This window comes from Methanothermobacter thermautotrophicus (assembly GCF_014889545.1).
Lineage (GTDB): Archaea > Methanobacteriota > Methanobacteria > Methanobacteriales > Methanothermobacteraceae > Methanothermobacter > Methanothermobacter thermautotrophicus_A.
Genome location: NZ_QKOF01000005.1, coordinates 179,353 through 194,917 on the forward strand (window position 1 = coordinate 179,353; position 15,565 = coordinate 194,917).

The 15,565-nt window shown below is 51.4% G+C and carries 13 protein-coding genes; 9 read left to right on the top strand and 4 right to left on the bottom strand.

Going from position 1 to position 15,565, the window contains the following annotated elements; genetic code table 11:
* Window positions 1-61: 61 nt before the first annotated feature.
* Window positions 62-2,716, bottom strand: coding sequence for a formate dehydrogenase subunit alpha (gene fdhF, locus DNK57_RS03480; protein WP_192961653.1), 2,655 nt, complete (start codon window positions 2,714-2,716; stop codon window positions 62-64).
* An 82-nt stretch (window positions 2,717-2,798) separates the two neighbouring features.
* On the opposite strand from fdhF, the gene mobB reads away from it, so the two are divergent.
* Both mobB and moaA read left to right on the top strand, forming a co-directional pair.
* Complete coding sequence (gene mobB / locus DNK57_RS03485; protein WP_192961654.1) at window positions 2,799-3,473, top strand: molybdopterin-guanine dinucleotide biosynthesis protein B; 675 nt, start codon at window positions 2,799-2,801, stop codon at window positions 3,471-3,473.
* 98 nt (window positions 3,474-3,571) lie between these two features.
* Complete coding sequence (gene moaA / locus DNK57_RS03490; protein WP_192961655.1) at window positions 3,572-4,489, top strand: GTP 3',8-cyclase MoaA; 918 nt, start codon at window positions 3,572-3,574, stop codon at window positions 4,487-4,489.
* A 95-nt stretch (window positions 4,490-4,584) separates the two neighbouring features.
* On the opposite strand, the gene nuoF is transcribed toward moaA, so the two are convergent.
* Window positions 4,585-6,435 (bottom strand): NADH-quinone oxidoreductase subunit NuoF, encoded by a 1,851-nt coding sequence (gene nuoF / locus DNK57_RS03495; RefSeq protein ID WP_192961656.1) that lies wholly within the window; start codon window positions 6,433-6,435, stop codon window positions 4,585-4,587.
* A 10-nt stretch (window positions 6,436-6,445) separates the two neighbouring features.
* Window positions 6,446-6,895, bottom strand: a complete 450-nt coding sequence (nuoE, locus tag DNK57_RS03500; RefSeq protein ID WP_192961657.1) for an NADH-quinone oxidoreductase subunit NuoE — start codon at window positions 6,893-6,895, stop codon at window positions 6,446-6,448.
* A gap of 118 nt (window positions 6,896-7,013) precedes the next feature.
* Here nuoE and fdhD point away from each other — a divergent pair, with 118 nt between their 5' ends.
* A complete protein-coding gene (fdhD, locus tag DNK57_RS03505; RefSeq protein WP_192961658.1) occupies window positions 7,014-7,766 on the top strand; it encodes a formate dehydrogenase accessory sulfurtransferase FdhD in 753 nt (250 codons plus the stop codon).
* Between the two features lie 188 nt (window positions 7,767-7,954).
* Here fdhD and hxlB read toward each other — a convergent pair whose 3' ends face one another.
* Complete coding sequence (gene hxlB / locus DNK57_RS03510; protein ID WP_192961659.1) at window positions 7,955-8,539, bottom strand: 6-phospho-3-hexuloisomerase; 585 nt, start codon at window positions 8,537-8,539, stop codon at window positions 7,955-7,957.
* A gap of 203 nt (window positions 8,540-8,742) precedes the next feature.
* Here hxlB and DNK57_RS03515 point away from each other — a divergent pair, with 203 nt between their 5' ends.
* The 6 genes from DNK57_RS03515 (at window position 8,743) to DNK57_RS03540 (ending at window position 15,518) form a co-directional block, all read left to right on the top strand.
* Window positions 8,743-9,597 (top strand): LysR family transcriptional regulator, encoded by an 855-nt coding sequence (locus DNK57_RS03515; protein ID WP_192961660.1) that lies wholly within the window; start codon window positions 8,743-8,745, stop codon window positions 9,595-9,597.
* Window positions 9,598-9,784: 187 nt separating this feature from the next.
* Window positions 9,785-10,714, top strand: coding sequence for a carbohydrate kinase family protein (locus DNK57_RS03520; RefSeq protein WP_192961661.1), 930 nt, complete (start codon window positions 9,785-9,787; stop codon window positions 10,712-10,714).
* Between the two features lie 210 nt (window positions 10,715-10,924).
* The gene (gene thiC / locus DNK57_RS03525) at window positions 10,925-12,226 is read left to right on the top strand and encodes a phosphomethylpyrimidine synthase (RefSeq protein WP_192961662.1); all 1,302 of its coding nucleotides are present in this window, start codon (window positions 10,925-10,927) and stop codon (window positions 12,224-12,226) included.
* A gap of 98 nt (window positions 12,227-12,324) precedes the next feature.
* Entirely contained in the window at window positions 12,325-13,899 is a 1,575-nt protein-coding gene (gene lysS / locus DNK57_RS03530; RefSeq protein ID WP_192961663.1) for a lysine--tRNA ligase, read from the top strand.
* 1 nt (window position 13,900) lies between these two features.
* On the top strand, window positions 13,901-14,410 hold the full coding sequence (locus DNK57_RS03535) for a UGSC family (seleno)protein (RefSeq protein ID WP_192961664.1): 510 nt from the start codon (window positions 13,901-13,903) through the stop codon (window positions 14,408-14,410).
* A 4-nt stretch (window positions 14,411-14,414) separates the two neighbouring features.
* The gene (locus DNK57_RS03540) at window positions 14,415-15,518 is read left to right on the top strand and encodes a hypothetical protein (protein ID WP_192961665.1); all 1,104 of its coding nucleotides are present in this window, start codon (window positions 14,415-14,417) and stop codon (window positions 15,516-15,518) included.
* Window positions 15,519-15,565 lie beyond the last annotated feature (47 nt).

Here is a 15,565-nt window from a genome sequence, read left to right on the forward strand (position 1 = left end):
GCCGCCCCTATAATAATTTTCTACAAAAATCAAATAGAAAAATATATATAATGGTGTGTGGTTACTCCACAGGTCTTATGCTGACGGGTGTGAACTTCAGCTCAGGCATCCCTGATACCGGGTCACAATCTCCCCCTGTGAGGACATTAACAGGGGTCTCTGCAAAGTGGAACGTCATAAAGACAACCCCCCCCATGACCTCCTCTGCAATCCTTGCCCTCACCTCCAGAGAGCCTCTCTCTGATTTCACCATGACCAGGTCACCGTCCCCAACCCCGATGTCAGCGGCATCCAGAGGGTTTATGAGAAGTTCCTCGCTGTCAGAGAATGAATCAAGTTCCGGCACGCGTCCAGTCATGGACCTTGTATGGTACTGGTAGAGGTTGCGACCGGTTACAAGGACAAATGGATACTCCTCTGATACCTCCCTTACATGATACCCTGGCAGTAAAAATGACGCCCTCCCTGTGGGTGTTGAGAATCTCTCAGAATGCAGGTAGGGTGTGCCATCATGGTCATGAGATGTGCAGGGCCACTGTATGCCACCATCCTGAAGCCGCCCATGTGATATGCCGGCATATGATGGCACGAGTTCTGCTATCTCATTGAATATCTCAGATGATGACTCATAGTCGAAGCCCTCAGCCCCCATCTTCTCTGCCAGCATGCAGATTATCTCCCAGTCAGCCCTTGCTTCTCCAGGGGCATCAAGGGCCTTCCTGATCAGCTGAACCCTCCTCTCGGTGTTGGTGAATGTTCCGTCCTTCTCTGCCCATGCACATGCGGGTAGGACCACATCAGCGAGTTCAGCCGTCTCGGTCATGAATATGTCCTGGACAACAAGGAAGTCAAGACTCTCAAGGGCCTTCCTGGTCTTCTCAGTGTCAGGTTCACTTAGGAGGGGATTCTCGCCCATTATGTACATGGCCCTCAACCGGCCCTCAAGGGCGGCGTCAAACATCTCGGGTAGCGTCATACCTGGCCCGGGTATGGGTGAACCCCATTTATCAGAGAACCTGAAGGAGTCATCCATGGACTGATAACCTGGCAGGAGGTCCGGGAGCGCCCCCATATCACAGGCCCCCTGGACGTTGTTCTGGCCCCTCAGGGGGTTTATACCTGCCGATGGTTTCCCGAGGTTCCCTGTTAGGAGGGCGAGGTTGCTAAGTGCGATTACATTGCATGTCCCATCAACGTGCTGGGTGATGCCCATTGAGTATATGATGGATGCCGGCTGGTTCGATGCGTAGGTGATTGCAGCCCTCCTTATATCCTCTACCTCGACACCTGTGAGGCCCTCAACCTCCTCAAGGTCCAGGGCCATGACAGCATCCCTGAATTCATCAAAGTTCTCTGTCCTTGACTCAATGAATTCTGTATCATGGAGGCCCTCCTCAAGGATGAAGCGGCACATGGCCATGATCAGTGGAACGTCAGAGCCGGGCCTGTTCTGGAGGTGGATGTCTGCAAGCTCCGAGAGTCTGGTCCTCCTCGGGTCAATGACCACCAGCTTTGCACCTGATCTGATGGCCCTGATTACACTGTATGCTGTTATGGGGTGTGTCTCTGTGGGGTTGGTCCCAGCAGCCAGGATGCATGCTGAATCCTCAAGTTCAGCTATTGAATTTGTCATTGCACCGCTACCCAGACTCATTCTAAGGCCTTTGAGGGATGGTGCATGGCAGAGCCTTGCGCAGTGGTCGATGTTACCGGATAACATCACGGTCCTAGTAAACTTCTGGAGGATGTAGTTCTCCTCATTGGTGCACTTTGCAGATGCAACTGCAGCAAACTCTTCACCCCGGTACTCTGATAACCTCTCGGCCACAGTGGATAAGGCCTCCTCCCATTCAACCTCAACGAACCTGCCATCAACTTTTATGAGTGGTTTTTTAAGCCTTTCGTGGCTGTTTACGAACTTCAGTGCAAATCTGCCCTTAACACAGAGTTTACCGCTGTTAACCGGATTATCAGGGTCACCCCTTGAACTCACAACCCGGTCCCCCCTCACACCGAGGTAGATGCCGCAGCCAGCGCCGCAATAGGGGCATATGGTCTTCACCTCAGTGAAGGGTTTCTCTCCCCTTGAAATAAGGGCCCCTACAGGGCATACCTCAACGCATTCTCCGCAGGATACACAGGTTGATTCAAGTATCGCCCTGTCCATGAAGGTGGATATCCTTGTGTCATGACCCCTGTAGGCGAATTCTATTGCCTCCGCACCAGTAGCACGACAGACCCTCACGCATAAACCGCAGAGAATGCACTTATCATGTTTTCTCACGAAAAAGGGGTTTGATTCATCTGGTTCGACTTCATGCAGATCCTGTCTGAGTCTCGAAAGGTCATCCTCTGTAAGGTTAAGGTAGGATGAGACCTCCTGGAGAAGGCATTCCCCCGATGATGGGCATGAAAGGCAGTCCCTGCTGTGCTCTGATATCAGGAGGGATAGCACTGTCCTTCTGATATTATTTATCCTCTCTGATTCCGATGTGAACTCTGCACCATCCTCTACAGGAGTTTCGCAGGCTGTTACAAGACGTCCATCAGTGTTCTCCACCAGGCACAGTCTGCATCCTCCAAAGGGTTCAATTCCCTCCCTGAAGCAGAGGTGGGGGATGTATATGCCATTGGCAAGGGCCGCCTCCAGGACGGTCATTCCATCGTCAGCCTCAACTTCCCTTCCATCTATCTTAAATTTAACAGTCCCCTTCATGTTATCTTCAGCTGTCCTTTTATTGTGAAACTTTATCATGATGCACAGATAAAGGTTATGAGTAGAGAGTGAGGTGAAGAGGATGAAGATCATCGGAGTTACCGGTACAAAGAACACCGGAAAGACAACCCTTGTGGAGATGCTGGTGAAGAAACTCACATCGGAGGGCTACAGGGTGGGGACACTTAAACATACCCATACTGGCTTTGATTTCCCGGGGAAGGACACCGATAAGCACAGGAGGGCCGGTGCAGAGATGGTTGCCGGAACCGGCAGGGAAACCTTCTTCCTCCTTGAAAGGGGGATGGACCTCGAGGAGATTGTTGGCATCCTCGAGATCCTTGATGACCTGGACTTCCTCATAGTTGAGGGCTTCAAGGAGATGGAGTATGCCAGCGTATCAACCTCCACCCCAGGGAAGTTCACAGTGAAGGTTGTTGATCCCTTCAAACTTGAGGATGTGGATGAGCTCATCGATCTTGTGAAGAAGAGGAGCTATGGTCTGTTGCAGAACCTCAACTGCAAGAAATGCGGGTTCAGCTCATGCATGGAGTTTAAAGAGGCCAAGATCCGTGGAGAGGCTGATGACATCGACTGTAGGAGCCAGCCCGACAGGGTTCTGCTCAGGATCAATGGAAAACCCGTCCCCCTGAACCCCTTCGTCCAGGAGTTCATATCAAAGACCGTCAGGGGTATGGTTGATGCCCTTGAAACAGAAAGCTTTAAGAATGGAAGGGTTGATCTCATCATAAAGTAGGTCCACATGGAACTCGTGCATGGTCCGGTGACTGAGCCATCAGTATAGCATGGTCTCTGCATATTATGGCATCCACAAGATTCACTTGAGGTAAATCAATGCATGTACAGGACAGACACGGAAGGCCTGTTATGTCACTGCGGATATCAGTAACAGGTCGCTGCAACGTTAACTGTATCTACTGCCACAGGGATGGGATTGTCTCATCCAGGGATGAGATGTCAGCTGCAGATATAGAGAATCTCTGCAGTGTTGCCTCAGACCTGGGTGTGGGGAAGATAAGGCTCTCAGGTGGCGAGCCCCTCATAAGGGATGATATAGTTGAAATAGTTGAGAGGATAAACAGCATCGGATTCAGGGACATATCCATAACAACCAACGGCACCCTCCTTGAAGGGTACAGTGCTGCTCTAAGCGAAGCTGGACTTGACAGGGTTAATGTGAGTTTTGACACGCTCAACCCGGAGACCTACCGCTTCATAACCCGGAAGGATTACCTTGAAAGGGTTAAGTCAGGTATAACCAGTGCCGTTGATATGGGACTTGATCCCGTCAAGATAAACATGGTGATCCTCAGGGGTGTGAACCACCACGAGGTATGGGACATGTTTGAATTCTGCCGGGAGAAGGGCGCGGTGCTCCAGATAATTGAACTCCTCAAAACAGAAAGCTGCCATGATGATGCCGTCGAAAGATACCACTGCGACATAACCCCCATTGAGGAGGAGCTTGCAGAGATGGCAGACAGAATCAGGACCAGGAAATTCATGCAGGACCGCAAGAAGTACTATATAGATGGGGGGGAAATCGAGGTTGTGAGGCCCATGGACAATACAAGGTTCTGTGCAAAATGCACGAGGCTCAGGGTAACCCCTGACGGTAAGCTGAAACCCTGCCTTCTCAGGAACGACAACCTGGTGGACGCAAGGGACGCCCTGAGGGAAAATGACTCTGATAGAATCCGTGAACTATTCCATGAGGCCATAAGAAGGAGAGCCCCCTACTACACCCCATGAACTATTCTATGAGGCCATGAGAAGGAGCCCCTATTTTTATTGTTCTGAACTCTTCTCTACATCCCTTCCTTCTCATGAACTAGAAGGACCCAGAACTAACGGTAGGCGCCGGGTAACCTTCTGACAGCATCCCTCTTACATATATCCATGCATGAACCGCACTTGAGGCATTTATCCTGGTCTATAATATGGACCTCGTCCCTTGAACCGATTATGGCCTCCGAAGGGCATGTCTTGAGGCACGCCATGCATCCATCACATTTTTCAGGGTCTATCAGGTAGTGCATCAGCTCACTGCATGATGCAGCCGTGCATCTGCCGTTTATGTGGTCATGGTACTCGTCCTTAAAGTATCTGAGGGTGGTCAGGACAGGGTTGGGTGATGTCTGACCTAGGCCGCAGAGTGAGGCCGCTCTGACACTTTCAGCCACATCCCTGAGTGTATCTAGGTCTTCAGGATTTCCTGAACCCTCTACGATGTCATTGAGTATCATTAGCATCTGCCTTGTCCCCACACGGCAGGGCACGCATTTTCCACAGGACTCTCTCTGTGTGAACTCAAGGAAGTACCTTGCAAGTTCAACCATGCATGTGCGGTCCGATAAAACAACAAGGCCGCCTGAACCCATTATTGCCCCTGCAGATGTGAGGGAGTCATAGTCTATACCGGTATCGATAAGTTCAGCAGGGAGGCATCCCCCTGAAGGTCCCCCTATCTGTACCGCCTTCAGGTCTCCATCCACAACTCCCCCTCCAATATCAAAGATTACCTCCCTCAGGGTTGTGCCCAGGGGGACCTCTATGAGCCCGGTCCTCCTGACATCGCCCACCAGGGAAAATGTCTTGGTTCCCCTGCTATCAGGGGTGCCTAGGGAGCTGAAGTACTCTGCTCCGTGCTGCATTATCATTGAAACAGCGGCAAGGGTCTCCACGTTGTTTATAACGGTGGGCCTGCCCCATAGACCCCTTGTTGTTGGGAACGGTGGTCTTGTCCTGGGCATTCCCCTCTTACCCTCAATGGATGATATGAGGGCTGTTTCCTCTCCACATACAAAGGCCCCGGCGCCCTCCTTTATCTTTATATCCAGTCCGAAACCTGACCCGAGGATATCCTTACCGAGAAGTCCCAGATCCCTCAGATCAGATATGGCCGCCCTGAGCCTCTCGAGGGCTAGTGGGTACTCTGCCCTGCAGTAGATGTAGGCCTCCCTGGCCCCCACTGCGTATGATGCGATGAGTATCCCCTCAAGGAGTGCATGGGGGTCCCCCTCTATGAGTGAACGGTTCATGAAGGCCCCTGGGTCCCCCTCATCGGCGTTACAAATGAGGTACTTCACATCTGAGTCTTCCTGGCGGCAGAGACTCCATTTGAGCCATGCAGGGAATCCTGCGCCTCCGCGGCCCCTGAGGCCGGAGTCCTTCACCTCCTCAATTACCTCATCAGGTTCCATTTCAAGGGCCCTCACCAGGCCCCTGTAGCCTCCGGTTGCCAGGTAGTGACCAAGGTTTTCAGGATCTATAAGGCCGCATCTTCTGAGTATCCTCCTTGACTGTCCCTCCATGAATTCCAGAGTGTAATTGGGTTCAAATGAGTCGCCATTTAATGAAATGTCGACATTCCCCAGGGCCTCAACCTCCCTGCCCTCCAGGAGGTGCTCCTTGATTATCCTCTTTGCGAGTTTACGGTTCACAGGACCATAGATGGAACCACGGCCATCACCATTGAACACCACCACCATGGGTTCAGCATAGCATAGCCCCATGCACCCTGTGTGTATCATCCTGAATTCAACTGAGAGCTCGGCTGCCGTCTTTCTCATTATCTCTTCTATCTGCTGGGCCCCTGCAGACCTTCCACAGGTGGCTGAACCTATAAATATGGTCGGTTCATCCCTGAAGAGGGACATGTATTCCTTCAAAGAGACCGATACAATTTCTTCAATCATTTAAGACACTCTAAGACTTTTTTGGGAAGATTTTGCCCACCCTTGATGGTTTTATACGCGATACGACCTCATCGTTCACCATTGCACATGGCGCCAGGGAGCAGCACCCTATACAGCCCACGGATTCAAGTGAGTATTCCAGGTCATCTGTAACGTCCCCCTCCTCTATGCCGAGGTGCCTTTCAATTGCATCAAGAACCTGTTCAGCTCCGCTGACATGACAGGCCGTTCCTGTGCATACCATTACATGCTTTCTTCCCCTTGGCCTGAATCTGAACTGGGCGTAGAAGGTGGCTACCCCGTATAAATGGGCCCTGCTAACCCCTGTGAAGCGTGCTACCTCCTCCAGGGCATCCTCTGGAAGATAACCGTATTCATCCTGTATATCCTGCAGTATGGGTATAATTTCAGATTTATGACCAGTGTAGACCGCGAATATTCTCCTCAATTCCTCATCCATTCAAAGCCTCCAGGTTAAAGAGTCATGAACTCAAATCTATTATAGATGAAGGACCAAACATCTGTTTAACTGTTAAGCAAAGTGGGATATATGTTTTTATATACCTGGTGGTGGGTTCATGTCACTTTACAGAGAGGTTGATGCTTTCCGTGTGGATGATGAAAGGAGAAGGATCCATGAAAAAATCGTTAACGACATTGAGGTGCGTATCCGGATAAATGGGGGTATGGAGCAGCGCTTCACTGCAAGTCCCGAGGCCCTTGAGGAGTTTGCAACAGGTTACCTCATAGGTGAGGGTCTGGTGGACTCCGTCGATGACATAGTCTCCATTGAAATCAGCGATAATATAATCGATGCCGAGATAGAATCAGGGGATCTTGATATACGAAGGGAGCTTGTGATGGGATCCGACTGCTTCGGTGGCTGGAGACAGAGGGTTGAAATGGTGGAACCAGTTGATTCAGACCTGAGAGTCAGGGCTGATGACATATTCAGGGCATTCAAGCGTATGGTGAACTCCGCAATTGTCTGGAGGATGACCGGAGGTACCCATGTGGCTGCACTTGTAACAGGTGATGAATTCATGGTTTTTGAGGATGTTAGCAGGCATGTGGCTGTGGATAAGGTAATAGGTTCCGGTGCGATGGATGGTGTTAATTTCAGAGAGAGTTTCATTGTCTACAGCGGGAGAATGCCCGCTGATATGCTCATAAAGGTCGTCCGCGCAGGTGTGCCGGTCATAGCATCCAATGCAGCCCCAACATCCTCAGGGTATGATGCTGCCCAGAGGACGGGTCTTACAATGCTGGGATTCGTGCGCGGGAGGAGATTCAACATATACAGCCACCCTGAGAGGATAATACCTGGATAATTGATTGGAGATAAATTTTCCAGAATACATGAACTGAAAAGTTGAATGGATTCCTGAGGTAAAAGCCAGTGCAGACCCGATCAGAGTCAGGAAAAACCTGGATGAACTGTAATATTCCAAAAAACTGGGATCCCGGAATTTACCACTCCATTAACTGTTACTCAGTTCACTGTTTTAACTTCGGTGTGCTAATCAAAGGAGCTGTGCCTATGGTGCAGGTCCTCCTCCCTCTTATCAAACCTCTCCATTAGCTCAGCTATGATGCCGTCCAGGAATACCAGGGCCGATATCTCAAAGAGTGTTCCAAGGGGTGTTCTTGAGTGATGATTGCCCCTCATCTGCCTCTTCATGTAGTCCTTCTCACCGTCAATCTTTGTCCTTCCCTTTATGGTCACCGTTAGATCTGCCAGCTCTGCCAGGTCAGAGTCAGGGTATGAAGTTACCGCCACGACCCCTGCGCCCCTCTCCCTGGCTATGGAGGCCGCATTCACGATGTAACTTGTCCTGCCCGAACCTGAAATCGCGATGAGGACGTCACCCTCATTTATTGCAGGGGTTATGGTCTCGCCAACCACGAAGGCGTTTATCTCAAGGTGCATCAGCCTCATTGCAAAGGCCCTGGCAACAAGGCCTGACCTTCCAAGTCCCAGGACAAAGACGCTGGATGCAGAGGTGAGGATATCTATGAAATTCTCAACGGTTTCCTCATCAACATCCCTCTCAATCTTCTCAAGATTATTGATTATGTCCCTGATGGCCTTCTTTATTATCATCGCAACACCTATACCCATATATGAAGATATGATATAAAAACAGTGGGTAATTGACCTGCCTAAAAGGAGCAAAACGTATTACTGTAACATGGAATCTGCTGGAGCAATCAGATCCTATTTGCTGAATGCAACCGTAAATGAAAATCTACGCTGAATTTGCCCCTGTTAATGAAAAACAGAGCATATAAGGGAAAGGTGTGAGTATGGATATGAAGCCCCTCCCTGGAATGGAGATCAATGGGCACAGATTTGATCACCGGTTCTTCGAGACCCTAAGGGTGATAGGGGAGACCTTCTCACAGAGGAGGGCTGCCCGAATCCTCGGGGTGTCACCCCAGGTACTCAACAGGAGGGTGCTCAGGGCCGAGTCCCTCCTTGGTGTGAAGCTGGTGAGAAGCAGTGGGGCCGGATCAGAACTCACACCTGAGGCCATGGAGATCCTGGGGGCCTACATGCGCCAGATAAGAATACTGGAGGGATCAGGGCCTCCCATGATAGCTGCAGGCTACATATCCTCAAACCTTGTAGAGGCTGCCATTGAGTTTTTGGGATTATCAGCATCCCTATTTTCATGCTGTGATGAGGATTCATTCCATCTTGCAGAGAGGAGCATGCTTGATGCTGTATTCCTGGATGACCCCCTCCAGGCGTACCGGCGGGACCTTGATTTTGTTCCAATTGCCTATGACCACCTGGTCCTTGTTGGTAGGAGTGTTAATGATATCAGGGAACTTGATGGCTCCTCCTTCGTGGGGGTTTCCGGGTCGGCCCAGAGGCTGGCATGGGAGGTCCTCTCAGAGGCCGGTGTGGAATTTGAGGTTGTCAGGGAGGTGAGGTCCCCCTACCATGCCTACAGAATTGTCAGGAATGAGCAGGGGCTGAGCACATTCCTAAATGCTAGTCAATTCCAGGGTTCTGACATCCTTAGGGCTGAGACAAGGCACGTTATAAGCGCCGTGAAGTGCCGTGATGGTGAGGGGGTCCATGAACTGCTGGAGTTCCTCACCGGTGAGGGCCAGGCCCTGGTTGCTGAAGCAGGCTTTGAACCCCTTCACTGACCAAAACTTAAAACATTTCTGGAATCAGTTACCACGATCTGAGGACTATAACAAATAGGTTATAATCCCGATCCAGAAGAGCCCTGGTGAAGCTATAGGCATGTGAAGAAATTCACAGGTTATAACGAATAATCCAATCAGATTATAAACCAACCCAGACAGAATTAACCCAGATTCAGGTGATCCTATGAGTGAAGACAGAGACCTTCTTGCTGTTGGACATACCGCCTTCGATTACATAATACAGCTGGATGAATTCCCAGAACCCAACTCATCAACAGCCATAAAACGCATGAGGAACCTTCATGGGGGAGCAGCCGCAAATGTTGCCCTGGTGGGATCAATGCTGGGTCTTAGAACATCCCTTGTCTCCGCGGTTGGAGGCGACTTTGAGGGTTCGGAGTACAGGGAGCTCCTTGAGTCAAGTGGTATAGACACCAGTTCCATGATCATGGTGCCCGAGGAAAGCACCCCAACAGCCTTTGTGATGACCGATTCAGATCACAACCAGATAAGCTATTTCTACTGGGGCGCTGCAAGGTACTTCAAATGCGCCGAGACACCTGAGGATGCAATAAGATCTGCCCGTGCAGTGCACCTCGCAACCGGTGATCCCTCCTTCAACTGCAGGTGCGGGGAATTTGCAAGGTCCCTTGATAAGATAATAAGCTTTGACCCGGGCCAGGACCTCCACATGTACTCCCGCAGCCAGCTGGAAAGGGCAGTTGGTGTATGCGACATACTCTTCGGCAACCACCATGAAATAGATCGCATATGCAGCAAACTGTCAGTGGATATCCAGGGCCTCAGGGAGATGGGTCCCGGGGTGGTGGTTAAGACCTACGGCAAGGAGGGAAGCATCATATACTCAGATGATGTGATAAGGATAGACGCCATACCCAGGGAGGCCGCCGACCCCACAGGTGCGGGGGACTCCTACCGTGCTGGCTTCATGAGGGCCTACCTCCAAGGCGCAGACCTTGAAACATGCGGACGGTTCGCATCCGCAGTCGCATCATTCATAGTTGAGGAGGAGGGCACCCAGACAAACATCCCCGACACCGGAAAGGTCATGAAGCGCTTCGTTGAGCACTGGGGCTACGAACCGGTGATATGAGGACTCACTTAAACTGTGACAAACAGATATGCGGTCATGGAAGCAGCCAGTGACGGAGGACATCAAAGATCCTTTAAGAGTATTAACGGGGTCTGAAACAGTAGTTTTTATAACTGGAGGGATCCAATCAATATGATATCCACAGATCTTATTTCCGCTGATCCAGATCATACCCCAAGGGGTTAAGGGTCAAACCAGAAGGGTGATTAGATGACTCAAATGGATGAAGCTAAAAAAGGTGTTATAACAGATGAAATGAAAGCGGTGGCGGAGGCAGAGAACGTCACCCCAGAGTTTGTGAGAAGAGGAGTTGCCAGCGGGAAAATAGCCATCCCAAGCAACCTTAACCGTGAAGATGTTGCAGCTGTCGGCATAGGCGCAGGTCTGAGGACCAAGGTCAACGCCACCATAGGAACATCCACAGACATCGTCGACTTTGAAATGGAGGAGAAGAAGGCCAGAATTGCAATTGAAAACAGGGCAGACACACTCATGGAGCTCTCAGTCGGCGGCGACCTTGATGAGATAAGGAGAAGAATCCTTGACATCTCACCCATACCCGTTGGGAGCGTGCCGGTCTATCAGGCAGCCATTGAGACCATAAGGGAGAAGGGTGCTGCCATCTACATGGACGAGGACGTCATGTTCAGGGCCATTGAGAAACAGGCAAAGGATGGTATAGACTTCATGGCCATCCACTGCAGTGTCAATAGGGAAACCCTCAGGAGGCTCAAAAGGCAGGGCCGTGAAGGCGGCCTTGTGAGCAGGGGAGGGGCCTTCGTATCAGCATGGATGGTTGAAAACGGGCTGGAAAACCCCCTCTATGAGAACTTCGATTACATACTGGAGATTGCGAAGGAGCACGACTTCGTGCTTTCAATGGCCAATGCCATGCGCGCCGGTGCCATCGCAGACTCAACCGACAGGGCCCAGGTACAGGAGCTCATAGTACTCGGTGAACTCATCGACAGGGCAAGGGAGGCCGGTGTCCAGACCATCGTTGAGGGTCCGGGCCACATACCCCTCAATGAGATAAAGGCCAATGTTATACTACAGAAGAAACTCTGCAGGGGAGCCCCATTCTACATGCTGGGACCCATAGTCACAGATATAGGTGCAGGTTATGACCACATAGTGTCATCCATAGGGGCAGCCGCATCAGCAGCTGCAGGTGCAGACTTCATATGCTATGTCACGCCGGCAGAACACCTCGCCCTCCCATACCCCGATGATGTGAAGGAGGGTGTCATAGCAACAAGGATAGGTGCCTACGTGGGTGACATGGTCAAGGGCGTCCACAGCGGAGAGAAGGACCTTGAAATGGCCAACGCCCGTAAGAAGCTCAACTGGGAGGCCCAGTTCGATGCAGCCATGTGCCCTGCTGAAGCGAGGCGCATAAGGGATGAGAGGCCCCCTGAGGACCCGGACACCTGTACAATGTGCGGGGAGTACTGCGCCGTCAAGATCGTTAACGAGTGGCTTGACAGTGCAGATACAAGGATCTTCGACTGAAACCCCCCGCTCCTTTTTTTGAGAAGATTAATATATTTTGAAGTTCACACACTTTTTTATCTCACTGATTCTATCACGTTTTTATACAGGTGATCTCTTTGAAGCACTGGATTGAAAGGATAGCTGATGAACTTAAGGATAGGGATGTTGACGAGCACGTTGTTGCCAGTGGAACATCCATATCAGGCTCAATACATATAGGGAATTCCTGCGACGTTTTCATAGCAAGCTCCATAGCCAATTCACTCAAAAGGGACGGCTTCAAATCAAGGACCGTCTGGATAGCCGACGACCACGACCCCCTCAGAAAGGTGCCCTACCCCCTCCCAGAAAGTTATGAGAAGTACCTCGGGGTGCCCTATTCCATGATACCCTGCCCTGAGGGCTGCTGTGAGAGCTTCGTCGAACACTTCCAGAGGCCCTTCCTGGAGGCCCTTGAAAGGTTCAGGATAAGGGTCGAGCACTACTCCGGGGCCCGCATGTACACGGAGGGCCTCTACAATGATTACATAAGAACATCCCTTGAAAGGGCCCATGATATAAGGGAGATATTCAACAGGTTCAGGGACAGGCCCCTGAGGGATGACTGGCTACCCTACAACCCCATCTGTGAGAAGTGTGGCCGTGTGAACACGACGGAGGCCTATGACTTTGATGGAGATACTGTGAGGTACAGGTGTAAATGTGGCTTCGATGGGGAGATGGATATAAAATCCGGCCACGGTAAACTCACATGGAGGGTTGAGTGGGCTGCCAGGTGGAAGATCCTCGGCGTCACCTGTGAACCCTTCGGTAAGGATCATGCAGCAAGTGGAGGCTCCTATGACGTCAGCAGCATCATATCAGAGGAGATATTCGAGTACCCTGCGCCCTACCCTGTACCCTATGAGTGGATAACCCTCAGGGGGGAGGCCATGTCCAAGTCAAGGGGCGTCTTCTTCACGCCGGGCCAGTGGCTTGAGATAGGACCCCCTGAAAGCCTCAACTACTTCATATTCCGGAGCAAGCCCATGAAGCACAAGGACTTCAACCCTGACATGCCATTCCTTGACCTCATGGACCAGTTCGACAGGACAGAGAGGATCTACTATGGGCTGGAGGATGCTGCATCAGAGAAGGAGGAAGAGAAACTCAGGAACATATACCGGGTTTCGATGATAGAGGAATTCGATCTACCACTCAGGCCATCCTATCGCTTCATGACGGTCGCCTGCCAGATAGCAGGGGATGACCCTGAAAGGCTCTACGACATCCTCAAAAGGAATTCACAGCTCCCAGAGGAATTTATGGACCTTGACCTGGATCAGCTCACAGATAAACAGCTTGAACAGTTAAATGAACGTGTAGAGAACGTTAAAAACTGGTTAAGGCTTTACGCCCCTGAATTCGTCAAGTTCCATGTTCAGGAGGAGCTTCCTGATGTTGAATTATCAGAGCCCCAGATGAAATTCCTCCATGAAGTTGCGGACCTCATGGAGTCCAGGGAGATGACCGCCGAGGAACTCCACGACGAGATGTACAGCATACTCCGAAGGCATGGACTTAAACCCCAGAAGGCATTCCAGGCAATATACAGGGTCCTCATAGGTAAGAAGATGGGTCCAAGGGCAGCCTCCTTCCTCCTCTCACTTGAGAGGGACTTCGTTATAAGGAGGCTCAGACTGGAGGCCTGATATGAAGATCAGGATAGTTGAAAGGGAGGTCATGAACCCCCTGGCGGATACCTGCATGGATGAGATTCCCGTCAACAGAATAGGTGATGTCAGGACAGTCACACTCCTCGACAACACCAAACCAGGCGCAAGGACAATACTGGAGGCTGTTGAGTCCTCTCTGGAAAGTTTAAGATTCCTGTGGTCAAAGAAACCTGCAGGTGCGCCTGCAACAGAGGCCCAGATCAATGGGGCCAGACAGGGTGACCTCTGCATACTCGCCCTGGGTGACTGTGGATCCTGCACAACCTGGGTGATCCTCGACGCAATTCGCCTGGAGGGTATGGGGGTTCCAACAATCTCCATCTGTTCAGACCGTTTCAGGGAGTATGCAGAGAAACTTGCAGCCGCCCACGGGATGCCTGACCTCCGGATAGTTGAGATAGAACACCCCATAGCTGGACTGGAGTCTGAGGATATCCTCAGAAAGGCAAGGAAGATAATTCCATCAATACTGGAACATCTGAGGTGATAGGTTGGTTAAAATTGATAAATCATGCGGATGCCTCATAGATGACCTCCTGGATGATAACAGGCTCTGCGGTTCCTCAGGGGAGGATATGAAGGTCATGGTCGACCCTGACCCTGAGAGGATCAGCCTTGAGTTTTATGAGAAGAGGATGACCGACGGCCTCCCCATAATACCCCCAACACAGGTACGTGTGGAGAAATTCTACAGGTACACCTCCCGGGATCCCGGGGATGTCATAGCAGCATTACCCCCAAGGATGGGGATGGCGACCGTGGAGAAGGTGGCTGTTAACGCGGTCATGGCCGGCTGCATACCACAGATGATGCCGCTCCTCGAGTCATGCATTGAGGGTATCGGAAGGGAGGAATTCAACCTTGCAGGTATAAACGCCACCACCCACCCTGTAGCCGTTGCTGTGGTGGTCAATGGGCCTGTTGTCAGGGACCTGAACTTCAACCCGGGGGCCGGGTGCCTTGGACCCGGAAACCTTCCAGGTGCAACCCTGGGGCGTGCACTGCGGCTCTGCCTCATGAACATAGCAGGGGCTGTTCCGGGTGTGGGGGACCATGCCACAATGGGTTCCCCTGCAAAGTACAGCTACTGCCTTGCAGAGAATGAGGATGAGAGCCCCTGGGAGCCATTACACGTTGAGAGGGGCCTATCAGGAGATGATAGTGCTGTTACCCTCCTGGGGGTTGAGGCACCCCATAATGTGAATGACCACCGGAGCAGGGAGCCCGAGGACCTCCTTGACACCATAATCCATACGGCCTCAACTGCCGGCTGCAACAACAGCCACGTCCCGGGGGAGCTTCTTGTGATAATGAGCCCGGAACATGCAGAGACCCTTGCATCCCATGGATGGACCCGGGATGACGTCAAGGACTATATCCATGAGGGGGCAGTTGTACCTGCAGGGCTGGCTGACCGTGGGGGCAGGAAGCTGGATGATTGTCTCATTGTGGATGGTATGGTCCATCTAACGAGGAGCCCCTCTGACGTTGTTCTCGTTGTGGCGGGTGGGGTGGGAAGGCACACCATGATAGCCCATGGATTCGGTGGCTCATCAGAGTCCCAGACAGTTCCTGTGAGGTTCCCTGAAGATTGAAGCCTCCAGTGGTTCTCTGACTTACATTCTATTTTTTGATTCTATAA

Coding starts and splice junctions, on each gene's coding strand:
- fdhF (WP_192961653.1), bottom strand. CDS start 2,716: ATGAAGGGGACTGTTAAATTTAAGATAGATGGAAGGGAAGTTGAGGCT.
- mobB (WP_192961654.1), top strand. CDS start 2,799: ATGAAGATCATCGGAGTTACCGGTACAAAGAACACCGGAAAGACAACC.
- moaA (WP_192961655.1), top strand. CDS start 3,572: ATGCATGTACAGGACAGACACGGAAGGCCTGTTATGTCACTGCGGATA.
- nuoF (WP_192961656.1), bottom strand. CDS start 6,435: ATGATTGAAGAAATTGTATCGGTCTCTTTGAAGGAATACATGTCCCTC.
- nuoE (WP_192961657.1), bottom strand. CDS start 6,895: ATGGATGAGGAATTGAGGAGAATATTCGCGGTCTACACTGGTCATAAA.
- fdhD (WP_192961658.1), top strand. CDS start 7,014: ATGTCACTTTACAGAGAGGTTGATGCTTTCCGTGTGGATGATGAAAGG.
- hxlB (WP_192961659.1), bottom strand. CDS start 8,539: ATGATAATAAAGAAGGCCATCAGGGACATAATCAATAATCTTGAGAAG.
- DNK57_RS03515 (WP_192961660.1), top strand. CDS start 8,743: ATGGATATGAAGCCCCTCCCTGGAATGGAGATCAATGGGCACAGATTT.
- DNK57_RS03520 (WP_192961661.1), top strand. CDS start 9,785: ATGAGTGAAGACAGAGACCTTCTTGCTGTTGGACATACCGCCTTCGAT.
- thiC (WP_192961662.1), top strand. CDS start 10,925: ATGACTCAAATGGATGAAGCTAAAAAAGGTGTTATAACAGATGAAATG.
- DNK57_RS03535 (WP_192961664.1), top strand. CDS start 13,901: ATGAAGATCAGGATAGTTGAAAGGGAGGTCATGAACCCCCTGGCGGAT.